Genomic DNA, 13,083 nt, shown 5'->3' on the forward strand with positions numbered 1-13,083 from the left:
GCCAACGAGGCGCTGAGGAAAAAATACTGCGCCATGCAGGTCAATGGCGCAGTATTTAAACGGCATTATACCAGGGCGCCAGCGCCCGCTGAGGCACGGCAGACATAGATTGTTCCGGCTTCGCCCGTGGGGGCGCGGTATTCGCGTTCCACCGCAGCGCGCACAGATTCCACCTTGTCCTGCGGCATCAGCGCCACAACACAGCCACCAAAGCCTCCACCCGTCATGCGGGCGCCGCCGATCTCGCCAATAGCCTCTTGCAGGATCTGCACCAAGCGGTCAATGGCGGGCACGGTGATCTCAAAATCGTCGCGCATCGAGTTGTGCGAGGCTGCCATCAGTCCGCCCATGCGGCGCAGATCGCCTGCTGCCAGCGCCGCAGCAGCATCGGTGGTACGCTTGTTCTCGGTGATGACGTGGCGCGCACGGCGCAGCACGACCGGGTCCAGTTCGCTGGCACGGGCTTCCAGCGTTGTCAGATCCAGATCACGCAGGGCTTTCACGCCGAAATGCTTGGCGGCGGCTTCGCATTGCTGGCGACGAGTGTTGTATTCGCTGTCGACCAGACCACGGCGCACACGGGAGTGGACGATCATGACCGCCAAGTTATCGGGCATGGGGACAGCCTGCGCTTCGAGCGAACGGCAATCGATCAGCAGGGCGCGACCCGTTTCGCCACGGGCCGAAATGAGTTGGTCCATGATGCCGCAGTTGCAGCCCACGAAGCGGTTCTCAGCGCGTTGAGCGATCAGGGCCATGTCTGTCGGGCTCAGATCGGTGAAGCCTTGCAGTGTCTTGAAAACCTGGGCGACAGCTACTTCGAGGGAGGCGGAGGAGGAGAGCCCGGCCCCTTGTGGCACGTCGCCTGCGAGCGCGAGATCGGCACCGCGCAGCGGCAGGCCGAATTCCTGAAGATACTTGACTACGCCACGGACATAATTAGGCCACAGCACGTCGCCTTGAGGCTCGATGCTGGCATCCAGGCGGAATTCATCGACTTCGCCACGGTAGTCGGCAGCCACAACGCGCACGATGGAATCCTGACGCGGGCTGGCGGCAATGACAGTGCCATGATTGATAGCGCACGGCAGCACGAAACCATCGTTGTAATCGGTGTGTTCGCCTATCAGGTTGACACGTCCAGGCGCCTGCACAATGTGTGCGGGCTTGTAGCCAAAGGCGGCTTCAAAGGCTTGGGTGGCGGTTTGGGTCAGGGTTTGGGACATGAATGATCAAGCCTCACGGAAATGAATGTCATTGACAGCACGCAGGCGTTCGGCGGCTTGTTCCGGGGTCAGGTCGCGCTGGGCTTCGGCCAGCATCTCGAACCCCACCATGAATTTGCGCACGCTTGCTGAACGCAGCAGGGGCGGATAGAAGTGGGCATGCAACTGCCAGCCACGATGGTCGTCGCCATCAAACGGGGCGCCATGCCAACCCATTGAGTAGGGGAAGGAACATTGGAACAGGTTGTCATACCGGCTGGTGAGCAGCTTGAGTGCCAGGGACAGATCAGCCTGCTGGGCAGGGGTCAGATCGGTGATGCGTTGCACAGCAAAGCGCGGCAGCAGCAGGGTTTCAAACGGCCAGGTTGCCCAGTAGGGGACTACCGCGAGCCAGAATTCGGTCTGCACCACCACACGTTCGCCACTCGCGGCTTCACGTTCAACATAATCAATCAGCATGGAACGGCCATGCTTGGCGAAATATGCATGCTGATTGGTGTTTTCGCTCTCGACTTCACTGGGGATGAAGTTGGTGGCCCAGATCTGACCGTGCGGGTGCGGGTTGGAGCATCCCATCATGGCCCCCTTGTTTTCAAATACCTGCACCCAGCGATAGCTCTTGCCTAGATCGGCAGTCTGCTCCATCCAGGTTTCGACGACCTTGCCAATGTCTTGCAAAGACAATTCGGGGAGCGAACGGCTGTGGTCTGGCGAGAAACAGATCACGCGGCTGGTGCCACGTGCGCTCATGAGCTGGAACAACTCATCCATGCTCTCGGGCGCTTCGGGGGCTTCGGCCATCAGGGCCGGGAAATCGTTGGTGAACACGAAGGTGTTCGGGTAATCCGGATTCTTTTCACCAGTGACGCGGGTGTTGCCTGCACACAGATAGCATTGGGGGTCGTGCCTGGGGCGCTCGGTGCGGTCAGGCGTTTCCTGTTGGCCTTGCCAGGGGCGCTTGGCGCGGTGCGGCGAGACGAGGACCCACTTGCCGGTAAGCGGGTTGTAGCGGCGGTGAGAATGATCAGTGGGTTCGAACATGATGGGTTCCTTGCTCATGATGTTTTTCAGCAGCGTGAAATCAGATGGCCGATATCGGTTTCAATCGGCATAACCATTCGGGTTGGAAGATTGCCAGCGCCAGGTGTCTGCACACATGTCTTCCAGCGATAGCTTGGCGGTCCAGCCTAGTTCGCGTTCTGCCTTGGCCGTATCGGCCCAGCAGGCGGCTACGTCGCCAGGGCGACGAGCTGCGATGGTGTGTGCCAGGGGGCGTCCGCAGGCACGTTCGAATGCAGTCAGCATTCCCAGCACGCTTTGGCCACGGCCGGTGCCCAGGTTGAAGATGTGGGTGCCGGGTTTACCAATGGCATGACGCAGGGCGGCGATGTGTCCATCGGCCAGATCCATGACGTGGATGTAGTCCCGCATGCCTGTGCCATCCGGTGTGGGGTAATCGTTGCCAAACACAGTCAGCTTCTCACGGCGACCCACGGCAACCTGGGCAATGAGGGGCATCAGGTTATTCGGGATGCCTTGCGGGTCTTCACCCATCAGGCCACTGGGGTGGGCGCCCACAGGGTTGAAGTAGCGCAACAGGGTGACAGACCAAGCCGGGTTGGCGTGGACGATGTCGCTAAGCACTTCTTCCGTCATCAGCTTGGTGCGGCCATACGGGTTGGTGGCGCCGGTGGGGAAATCCTCCAGGATTGGTACGCTGGCAGGGTCGCCATAAACAGTGGCGGAAGAGCTGAAGATCAAGGTGCGCACCCCCGCAGCTTCCAGTGCCTGGAGCAGGGTGAAGGTGCCGCCGACATTGTTTTCGTAATATGCCAAAGGTTTGGCCACGGATTCGCCCACCGCCTTTAAGCCAGCAAAGTGGATAACGGCGTCAATCTTGTGCTGGGCCAGGGTTTGGTCGAGCAAGGTGCGATCCCGGATGTCACCTTCAATCAGCAGGGGCCGTTTGCCGGTGATGCGCTCAATGCGGTCAATGACGGTGCGTTTGCTGTTGCAGAAATTATCGAAAATGATGGGCGTGAACCCTGCTTCAATCAGGCGCACGCAGGTGATGCTGCCGATATAGCCCGCGCCACCGGTAACCAGAATGTTCATCAAGCAGACTCCTTGGTGTTTTGGATGCCAGGAATTCGGGCTTGTTTGCCTGATCCCCGGTGAATGTGTTTTTGGGTGTTGCTGTTTGTTGATTAGAATCGTAGAAGATTAAGCGATTAACCACAAGACCGATTAGCGGGAATTTTCAAAAAAACCGACTGTCTTTGTGTTCGCCCAGCAAGTGGTGCCGGGCTGCTGGCCCAAATTGGCGCCAACCGGCCATTTGGGTAGGGGGGATGTCCATTCCAGGCGGCAGACCTTCTGCTGTGTCGGCAAAAGGTCTGCTGAACGGGTCAGGCCAAGCGGTAGGCCGTGACGGTTTCCCGCATGTGGGTGCTCAGTTCGTCCAGTTCGTTGGCCACTTCGGCACTGGCCAGTGCCGCCTGACTGCCTTCTTCGGCCATCTGGGCAATTTGCTCCACACGCTGGGCAATCGAGGTGCTGGCTGAGCCTTGTTCGCGGATGGCATGGGTGATTTCGATGACCATATCCACCGCCTTGAGGTTGGCCTCGCCGATCTGGGTGATGGCGTCCCCGGCGTCATGTGCGCGGGCAACGCCATCATTGACGCGTTGTACGGCCAGTTGCATGCCTTCCATGGCAGTGTGTGTGCCAGAGCGTACTCGTTCGACCATGGCGCTGATCTCGCGGGTGGAGGTTGCGGTGCGTTCGGCGAGTTTTCGCACCTCGTCTGCCACCACGGCAAAACCGCGCCCTTGTTCCCCGGCACGGGCAGCCTCGATCGCTGCGTTCAGTGCCAGCAGGTTGGTTTGATCTGCCACTTCCCGGATGACCGACACCACGGTGGAAATTCCCTCGACTTCGCTGCCCAGTTTGTGGATGCCTTGCGAGGCGGAGTCGACGCTCGTGGCGATGTCCTGAATGTCGTTGAGGGTACCCTGGATGACGGCCCCGCCTTTCTTGGCCAGATCCACCGAGTTTTGCGACAGCGTTTGGGCCTCGTTGGCGCGATCATTGACCATGCCGATGGAAACGGTCATCTGCTCCATGGCCGCTGCCATGGTGGAGGCCGCGTCACTCTGGCTTTCTGCCGCCTCGGCGCTGGATGAAGCGCTGCGGGCCACTGCGCTGGCAGCATCGGCTGCGCGTTGGATGCCTGAACCCAATGTCACAAGGCTGGCCTGCAGAGTGTCGAACAGGGTGTTCAAAGTGCGGGCAATCACGCCGATTTCATCTTGGCTGCGCACAGGTACGCGCAGGGTGAAGTCCATATGCTGATTGATTTGCTCCACTGTGCTCTTGAGCGAGTCGAGCGATTGGGCGATCTTGCGTACCAGCAAAAAGCCAACGATGCCGATGGCGGCGATGCCCAGCAGAATGACCGTCCAGGATAGCGCCCGGCCATTGCTTGCTGTGCTTGCGGCAGCTGTTGCGGCTTGCTGCGAAGCCTGGGCATTGAAATCGGCATGGGCTTGCAGGGCTTGCAGGGCACGGTTGCTGGCGGGCAGCATTTCATTTTCCACGACGTGGCGGGCCGCATCTTCCATATTCTTGCGCGATAGTGCGAGGATGGAGGGCACCACTTCCAGAAAGGCCTTGACCGCGGCACGATCGTTGCTGATCAACTTGCGTTCGGCATCATTGGTGGCACGTTGCTCCTGTGTGGCAAGCAGTTTTTCCAGACGCGCCTGCTGGGTATTGATATCTTTCTCGATAGCGTCTTTTTTGGCGTCAAGAATATTGATCAGGTGGGTAAACAGCCCCACCTGAATCTGCAGGAGTGCAGATTGTGCACCATCGATGGTGTTGATGGCGGGAATGGTCTGCTGGTTACTGGTGACGATGGCTTTATCCAGACTGACTGCACTGGCCAGACCCACAATGCCGACGACCAGCAGGGCAAGCGTTGCCACCCCGACCATGAGCCATAAGCGGACAGAAATGCTGAATGATTTCATTACAAGGTCCTCACCAATCGCCAGTTTTTCGAATGCCGAAATTGCCCGGATAACACAGGGCGCCTATCTTTTCTTGCTACATTGTGCCGCGTCTGCGTGAGGCGCGGATGTGTTTGACAGAATATTGCACCTGCTTTTGTGATCGTAAACGACAAAAAGCGGCATGCCAACATCTGCTGGCATGCCGCTGTGCTATCGCGTATCAGTCACCTTCTTTGATGAACTCGAAGTCATCAACGTTACCCCAGTTGCCCGCAGTTCCATCGATGCGTACACCGATTGTGCAGTTGCCGCCACTGACCTGGATGCCGCTGACAGTGTACTGGCCCCACTTCTGCCAGCCGGTATTGGTGGCTTTGGCGGGGGCGGGATCAGCGCTACCGCAATTGGCTGCGAACAGCTCAATCGATTTCTCGCCGCCGCCGCCGGCAATCCAGGCCTTGAGCGCGTACTTGCCATCTTTGATTTTGGTCAGCTTGCGGGTGAATTCAAACTTGAACGGCTCGCCACCCCAATAGTGCATCGAGAAAAGACCCGTATGCGCATTGCCGGGGTTCTTTTCAATGGATACCGCACTGGTGGCACCCGTGGTCGTCCAGCCGTTGAGATTGCCGTTTTCAAAGCTGTTGTCTTCGACCATGTTGCGCCGTGGGATGACTTCCACTTCGGCCTGTACCGGCATCTGGTAGGTGATCGCTTCACCCTTGAGGACAAACTTGCCTGCCTGATTGAGCTTGTCGGCAGAGATGCTTTCCCATTCTACAAAAGAGTGGCGTTGGGCATCATCACTGAATTGCAGGTTGATGGCATCAGGTGGCGTGAAGGTTTCACCCACGAAGGCGGTCAGCTTCATCGGGGCCACGGGTTGTGCCTGGGGCGTGTTTTCAGGTGTGCTGGCATCACGTACATGCTTGAAAACAGCGAGCGAAGGCAGCGCTTTGCCCTTGAAATCGAACATGGCCTGATTTTCCCAGGCATTGCCCTCGCCAGTGCGCCAGCCCACATTCCTCACCGGAATCCAGTCCGGCTCCCAGTAGAAGATCCCAATGCCACGCTCGCCCGGGGTTTGGGCCACGGTATTGATCACATCACGGACCAAGCTGGCCTGACCCTGGACGGTGGCCTTGTACCCCGCACTCTTGGCCAGATCGGCGCTGAACAGGTTGTTGAAGCCATCGCTATCGGCAGTGGTATAGCCGTATGAGGTTTCCATGACCACCACTTCTTTGCCATAGCGCGAAGAAATGTCTTCCATATTGGCCTGGAGGTCGACCAGCGGGCCATGCCAATACGGGTAGTAAGACAAGCCAATGACATCGTAATCAACATTGCGTTGCGTCATCAGATCGAAGACGCGGCGATACAGCTCATTGCTGCCGCCGTTGGCAAGGTGAATCGCAATCTTGATGTGCTCAGGCGTGCCGGTTTTAGGGTCGGATTCGCGCACGGCGCGGATGCCTTGGGTGATTAGGGCGACGAAACCATCGTTGCCACCAATCACTTCATCGGGTTTTTCTTTCCAGGTCTTGCCATCTGGCCACAGCATGCCGCCATTGAGTTCATTGCCCACCTGGATCATATCCGGGAAGACGTCGTTCTTCTTCAGTTCGGCCAGTACGCTCTTGGTATAGTCATACACTGCTTTTTGCAGGGCTTCGCCATGCAGGTCTTTCCATGCAGCGGGCTTGTTCTGCTTTTCCGGGTCAACCCAGAAATCGCTGTAATGGATGTCCAGAAGGAACTTCAGCCCTTGGGCCTTGACGCGCTTGGCCAAGCGGATGGTGGTCGCCAGATCGTTGTTGCCGCCACCGACCGGGTCACCCTTGTGGCTGATGGTGCGCCCGCCAACGATGATGTCTGAATCATTGACCGGATTGTTCCACAGGCGCAGACGAATCCAGTTGACGCCATTCTCTTTGAGAATGGCCATGCAATCTTTTTCAATACCTTGCTGATCGTAGAATCTGCCGCCGTTGTGTTCGAGCTGATCAAGCATCGAAACGTCTGCGCCCATGATGAAGTCAGCACGAAGGTCACTGACTGGTTGTACCGTAACGGCGCTGTCTGTCGCCATGGCAAACGGGCAGAGCAGTGTCAGACCACCTGCAATAAAGGCCAGACGGATGGCCTTCGGGATATTTCGCATTTTCTTCTCCACTGACGCACGCAGCAAAAAAAGGGGCTGGATCTTGCGAGCCAGCCCTTAATTTTTCTCCATATCTTGGTGTCATTTCACAGCAAGGGGGTTGCCGCCCCCTTCGCGCAAATCTGAATTGGGCACGATGCTGTTTGCGGCACACATCGGCCCAAGCACCCAAAACGGAGAACGACTCACATAGGATAGGTCACAAACTCACACAGAAACTTGGCTTACCACCAAGTTTCCACTTGCACGCCGTAGCGGTTAGCAGACTTCTTGCTCTTGCCCAGCGTTGCTTCATCCAGACCGTTAGAGCCATCGTCTGCAGCAGCTTGGTTCCAGCTTGCGTGAGTGTAGTACAGGCGCAGTTCTGGGCGATCAAAGAAGCCTTGGCCCACGGAAATGGTTGGAGCAATCGTGAACTTGTTCAGCTTTTCGGTCTTGAAGCCATCGGGTTTCTTGCGAGACATACCTGCTTCGCCAACCAGCTTGAAGTTGTTGGTGAAAGCGTAGGAAACGCGACCGCCAACGGTTTGACCGGTGGTCTTGTAGCCGGACAAATGATCAATTTGGTGGTGTGCAAGCACTTGGCCACCAAAAGCACCAACCTGCCATGTGAACGTATCGGCAATACGATAAGAGGTTTTTGTACTCGTATCGACTGCGGCAGTGGCGCCGTATTTGCTGGAGATAAGGTCGTTCAGCCATCCGTTGTATGCGCTGGAGAAGTTGCCATCCAGACCGGCAGAACCTCTTGCCCATTGCAGATAAACAGTGTTGCCACCACCCAAATTGAACAGGTTGTGTTGGTAATGCTGAATGGTCAGTGCTTGACCGTTCTTTGCTTTTCTTTCACCGCCGACAACCTCGGTACCGTTAATCCAAACGTCTTGATAGTTTGAATGTTCTTCGCTGTGGACATACGTTCCCAAAACGCGTAGCCAGCCACCAGGGTTAACCTTATCGGTGGTGAATTCTACGTTCACGCGTTGTGCAGCGCCCCAACCCGTGTCAACGGCTACATTGGCGGTACTGGAGGTGACGTCCCAGCTTCCGGCTACAGTTTGTGGATCGCGGCGGAAATACGAAATTCCCAGCTTACCGATGCCGACATTGATGTTATCAACGCCACCGCCAGTACCGTCGAGCTTGGTGTACTTGGTATCGGTGATGTGGATGTCGGAGCGACCATAGTAACGCTTACCTGCCCAGAAGTTGACTTCTGGTGCAAAATCCACTCCCTTGGCTTCAACATAGGCCTGGGAGAGCGTGAAGTTGGAGTTGTTGTTGCTGTCGCTGGTGTTCTTTGTGTAGTACGTCGGCATGATGTTGCCGGTGATCTGCATGCCGCCGAACTTGACCGTGTTCTTCAGGCTGATTTCAACATCGGTATCGCATTCGTTACCCAGGCGATAGCCCAGCCCGGCACCAGCCAGTTTGTAGCAGGTGTTTTTGGTGCTGTTGCCAGCGCCGGTACCAGAACGGAAATAGCCGTCGGTGCTGAATTCTGCATGAGCGGCGCCTGCCATCAACAGGGCAGAAGCGATCGCGCAGAGGCGGAATGTTGTAGCTTTGGTTTTCATCAACGTCTCCTCGATAGAACGTAGAATGGATTGGTAGTAGTACAACTGCATGCATCGAAAATCAGCTTAAACGTTTTAAGCCTAGGGTGAACACGTACAACGCGTCCTCCACTTGATGAACTGCAGAACCATTCTTGTACCACCGTTTGATTGGCTGCTACAAGCACGTTTCGTCGATTCATCAAGAGTTGTTGTAAAAACCCCTTATTTTTAGCCCTTAACTGCACCAGAGGTCAGACCAGATACAAGCCAGCGCTGAGTAACCAGGAACAGAAGAGTGAGTGGCATCCCGGCAAGAATTGCGGTTGCTGCGAAATCGCCCCACAAGTAGCGTTGATTAAAGAGGAATAACCGGGAGCCAATCGCCAGTGTCAAATGCTGCTCGTCGTGCATGAGAACCGACGCTACAGGGTATTCGATCATGCCGCCCAGGAAGGCCAGTACAAAGACGACGACAAGGATGGGAACGGCCATGGGCAGCAGCACATGGATAAAAGCCTGAAATGGTGTGGCTCCATCCACTGCAGCGGCTTCTTCCAACTCTTTGGGAACGCTGTCGTAATAGCCTTTGATCAGCCAGATGTGCTGCGCAACGCCACCCGTGTAGGCCAGCGCAAGGCTCCAGTGGCTATTCAGGCCCAGCCAGGGAATAAAATCACCGATGCGGTCAAACAAGGCATAAATAGCAACTAGGGCTAATACGGATGGAAACATTTGCAACAACAGCAGGCCGTTGAGCAGCGTGTCGCGTCCCTTGAAGCGCATCCGTGCAAAGGCATAGGCGCTTGTGATCGATAACACCAGTGAGACAAAGGCTGAAATGAAAGATACTTTCAGCGAGTTCCAGATCCACAGCAATACAGGGAAGGGGGGCTTGACCAGGGAACCGTCTGCGTCGATATAGGATATGCCAAGAGCAAGCTTCCAGTGTTCAAAGCTCAGATGTTCGGGGATCAGGTGTCCGCCTGCGAAGTTGCCGGGGCGCAGCGAGATTGAGAGAATCATCAGGAACGGCATGACCGTGATCAGGATGAAGGTCAGCATTGCCGCGTGTGTGGCAAATACGCGCCAGCGGTGGGATTGCTTGAGAACGATGGCCATGATTCAGAGCCTCACTGATTGGAGCTGTTCACTTTGAACAGGCGCAGGTTGACGATTGCCAGCGTAGCCACGATCAGGAACACGATGGACGAGATGGCGCAGGCCAGTGCATAGTTCTGCCCCGAGTCTTGGAAGGCTATGCGATAGGTATAAGAGGCCAACAGGTCGGTTGCACCAACGGGCACAGAGGTGTCCAGATAGTCAGGGACGCCACCGGTGAGCAAGGCGATCAAGGTCAGGTTGTTGAAGTTGCAGGCAAACGATGCAATCAGCAGCGGTGCAATTGGGCGTGCAATCAAGGGCAGCGTGATGCGGAAGAAGTTGGTCAGCGGCCCGGCGCCTGCCAGCGCAGAGGCTTCATACAACTCGTTCGGGATAGCCTTGATGAGCCCCATCGAGATGATCATCATGTAGGGGTAGCCCAGCCACGTATTGACGATCAGCACCATGGAGCGGGCGAGCGTGGCGTCGCTGAACCAGTTGGGACGGACACCAAAGAACATGTCCAGCACCATGTTGATTTCACCCAGGTTTTCGTTGAACAAGCCTCGGAAGACCGGAATCGAGATGAATGCCGGGACTGCATAGGGCAGGAACAGCATCATGCGATAGAAGTTGCGGTACTTGAGGGCATCCCAGTTCAGTGCGGTAGCGAGCAGAATGCCGATGCCGAAGGTGAACAAGGTGTTCAGTGCAGCAAAGCTGATCGTCCAGGTAAATACACGGCCAAACGGTTCCAGGAAGCGCTTTTCGGTAAAGATCTGGATGTAGTTGTCCAGGCCGACGTAGCTGCGGAAACCCGGTTCGGCATTGGTTCCGTCAGGGTATTTCCAGTAGCCGCCCGCCATGTCGGCCTTGAGGATCTTGCCGCTGGAGTTGTCGGTCAGCGTGCCATCAGCATTTCTGGAGAATGCCGGTTTCATCATCGAGAAGCGACGCATGCTGCTCATGCGCAGTTCGTTGCCTTCTGGTGTAACGGCAATGACGTTTTTGATGGGTGCTTCCAACTCGATGATCTTGCGCAGAGGCAATGCGGAGTCCTCTGCAAACGGGAGGGTTGTGACGCTTTGCAGTTTGAGCCGGACTTCCTTGTTCAGTGCGCTGGGTTCGGAGATGTAGTACTTGTCGTCATCCGAGGTGAAGGCGAACTGATATTTGTTGCCGTCCTGATGCAGGGTGAATGCCATGCCTTCACCCGTGCTGTTGGTGCGGTTGAGCAGGACTTCGGTAGAGCGCTGGAAGGGCAGCAGGTGGCTGGAACTGTAATTGGTGAAACCAATCACCAAGGTGTAGGCCATGGGCAGCACGATGAAAATCATGGCGGCCATCACCCCTGGCACAACATAGCGCCAGGCGTAGAATCGGGGGGAGATGTAGATCCACGTTGCCACACCCAGCAGGACCAGGGTAACGCCAGCCAGCCACGGCTGGTGGGCCACGTAAAATACTATGATCAATGCCAGCCAGGCTAGCAGCGTCACTAGCCCCAGTGCAGCCAGTGATGCTTTCAGATACGAACGCTTCATGCCCTGCTCATCCTTAATACGGTGCGCCCGGCGGATGGAACCCTTGTAGGGGTTTGTCATGCCGCCATGATTGAACTACGGTTGGTGGCTCATGCCACCCGGATACAGCAGCCTGCCGCGCCAGGGCGGCAGACAAGAGGAGATCAACCCGGTGCCTGAGCCCCTTGTGGGGCCTCGGCACCGTTACAGCGGTATGAATTACTCTGCGCCAGAGATGCGCTTGGCCGCACGGGCCAGACCATCCTTCACCGTTTCACGCCCTTGGGTGATGTTCTGGAGCGCAGCTTGCATGGCGGTCCAGAAACGGGTCATCTCAGGGTTGTTCGGCATCGGGGTCCCGGCTTGGGCTGCCGCCATCGTGCCAGCGATCAGCGGGTCAGACTTCAACTCGTTGTAGAACGCCTTGTTGGCAGGCACGCCCAGCGGTGTTGCAGCGTTTACGGCCTTCAGACCATCCATGGAAAGCAGGTAGTTCTCCAGGAATTCGTTGGCCATTTCCTTGTTCGGGCTGGCCGTGCTGACCATCGCACCGAGCACGCCCACCATGGCACCACCCTGTTTGCCATCAACCTTCGGATACGGGGCCACGCCGAAGTTGATCTTGCTCTTCTTCAGGTTGTTCCATGCCCAGGGACCGTTGATCATCATGGCGATGCGGCCTTCGTTCACGCCTGCTTCGGCTTCAGCATACGTGGCGGTCTTGGGCATCACGCCGGCTTTGATCAGATCCACCAGGGTTTGCATGCCCTTGATGGCACCGGGGGTGTTCATGCCGGTGTCCTTCGGATTGTAGGTGCCGTCCGGGTTGCGCTTGAACGCGTAGCCACCGCCAGCGGAGAACAGACCGTAGGAGTAGTAGATTTCAGTCATCGGCCACATGATGGCGCGCTTGTTCTGGGCGGAGAGCTTCTTGTCCAGCGCGATCACTTCTTCCCAGCTCTTGGGCGGGGTGGGGACCAGATCCTTGTTATAGATCAGGGCCACGGCTTCGATGGAGAGCGGATAACCCCAGGTCTTGCCGCCGATGTTCCAGGCTTTCCAGGCCAGCGGGTCGATGGAATCGACAGTCTTTTTGGAAGGCGTCACCGGGGTGATCAGGCCTGCGGTGATCCAGCTGCCTGCGCGGTCATGCGGCCAGATCCAGATATCCGGGCCCTTGCCTGCAGCAGCAGCTTGTTCGAACTTGGCAATGGCGTCTTCTGGGTGCTCGACCTTGACGGCAATGCCGGTGTCCTTGGTGAACTTTTGACCGATCTTGGCGATACCGTCATAACCCTTGTCGCCGTTGATCCAGATCGTCAAAGTTCCCTTGTCTGCGGCAAAGCTGGGGGTGCAGGCCAGACCGAGCGCGGTCAAGGTGCCGATCGCCAGCAGGCGCAGAGCGGTACGCCGGGAATTTTTGACTTGCATATATCGTCTCCTTCTTGTCGGTGCTGTGTACATGCCGTTCGAATGTGGGCGACCGGCGTTCCC

Annotated in this window: 9 protein-coding genes; all 9 read right to left on the bottom strand. The window is 56.9% G+C overall.

Translation table 11 applies throughout. From position 1 onward, the window contains the following. Positions 1–65: 65 nt before the first annotated feature. The gene (gene galK, locus B145_RS0120360; RefSeq protein WP_018609801.1) at positions 66–1,226 is read right to left on the bottom strand and encodes a galactokinase; all 1,161 of its coding nucleotides are present in this window, start codon (positions 1,224–1,226) and stop codon (positions 66–68) included. Between the two features lie 6 nt (positions 1,227–1,232). Beyond that, complete coding sequence (locus tag B145_RS0120365; protein ID WP_018609802.1) at positions 1,233–2,285, bottom strand: UDP-glucose--hexose-1-phosphate uridylyltransferase; 1,053 nt, start codon at positions 2,283–2,285, stop codon at positions 1,233–1,235. Positions 2,286–2,327: 42 nt separating this feature from the next. Further along, positions 2,328–3,341 carry a UDP-glucose 4-epimerase GalE gene (gene galE / locus B145_RS0120370; protein WP_018609803.1) on the bottom strand — a complete coding sequence of 338 codons (1,014 nt, stop codon included), beginning with the start codon at positions 3,339–3,341 and terminating at the stop codon, positions 2,328–2,330. 293 nt (positions 3,342–3,634) lie between these two features. Further along, the gene (locus tag B145_RS26465) at positions 3,635–5,260 is read right to left on the bottom strand and encodes a methyl-accepting chemotaxis protein (RefSeq protein WP_018609804.1); all 1,626 of its coding nucleotides are present in this window, start codon (positions 5,258–5,260) and stop codon (positions 3,635–3,637) included. Between the two features lie 202 nt (positions 5,261–5,462). Continuing rightward, the gene (locus B145_RS0120380; RefSeq protein WP_018609805.1) at positions 5,463–7,406 is read right to left on the bottom strand and encodes a glycosyl hydrolase 53 family protein; all 1,944 of its coding nucleotides are present in this window, start codon (positions 7,404–7,406) and stop codon (positions 5,463–5,465) included. Positions 7,407–7,630: 224 nt separating this feature from the next. Next, positions 7,631–9,028 (bottom strand): maltoporin, encoded by a 1,398-nt coding sequence (locus B145_RS26470; protein ID WP_157288553.1) that lies wholly within the window; start codon positions 9,026–9,028, stop codon positions 7,631–7,633. A 165-nt stretch (positions 9,029–9,193) separates the two neighbouring features. Further along, complete coding sequence (gene malG / locus B145_RS0120390) at positions 9,194–10,084, bottom strand: maltose ABC transporter permease MalG (protein ID WP_018609807.1); 891 nt, start codon at positions 10,082–10,084, stop codon at positions 9,194–9,196. A gap of 11 nt (positions 10,085–10,095) precedes the next feature. Continuing rightward, positions 10,096–11,670, bottom strand: a complete 1,575-nt coding sequence (gene malF, locus B145_RS0120395; RefSeq protein ID WP_018609808.1) for a maltose ABC transporter permease MalF — start codon at positions 11,668–11,670, stop codon at positions 10,096–10,098. 138 nt (positions 11,671–11,808) lie between these two features. Next, the gene (gene malE, locus B145_RS0120400; RefSeq protein WP_018609809.1) at positions 11,809–13,020 is read right to left on the bottom strand and encodes a maltose/maltodextrin ABC transporter substrate-binding protein MalE; all 1,212 of its coding nucleotides are present in this window, start codon (positions 13,018–13,020) and stop codon (positions 11,809–11,811) included. Between the last annotated feature and the right edge of the window lie 63 nt (positions 13,021–13,083).

This window comes from Uliginosibacterium gangwonense DSM 18521 (assembly GCF_000373965.1).
Lineage (GTDB): Bacteria > Pseudomonadota > Gammaproteobacteria > Burkholderiales > Rhodocyclaceae > Uliginosibacterium > Uliginosibacterium gangwonense.

Coding starts and splice junctions, on each gene's coding strand:
- galE (WP_018609803.1), bottom strand. CDS start 3,341: ATGAACATTCTGGTTACCGGTGGCGCGGGCTATATCGGCAGCATCACC.
- galK (WP_018609801.1), bottom strand. CDS start 1,226: ATGTCCCAAACCCTGACCCAAACCGCCACCCAAGCCTTTGAAGCCGCC.
- malE (WP_018609809.1), bottom strand. CDS start 13,020: ATGCAAGTCAAAAATTCCCGGCGTACCGCTCTGCGCCTGCTGGCGATC.
- B145_RS0120380 (WP_018609805.1), bottom strand. CDS start 7,406: ATGCGAAATATCCCGAAGGCCATCCGTCTGGCCTTTATTGCAGGTGGT.
- B145_RS0120365 (WP_018609802.1), bottom strand. CDS start 2,285: ATGAGCAAGGAACCCATCATGTTCGAACCCACTGATCATTCTCACCGC.
- B145_RS26465 (WP_018609804.1), bottom strand. CDS start 5,260: ATGAAATCATTCAGCATTTCTGTCCGCTTATGGCTCATGGTCGGGGTG.
- malF (WP_018609808.1), bottom strand. CDS start 11,670: ATGACAAACCCCTACAAGGGTTCCATCCGCCGGGCGCACCGTATTAAG.
- malG (WP_018609807.1), bottom strand. CDS start 10,084: ATGGCCATCGTTCTCAAGCAATCCCACCGCTGGCGCGTATTTGCCACA.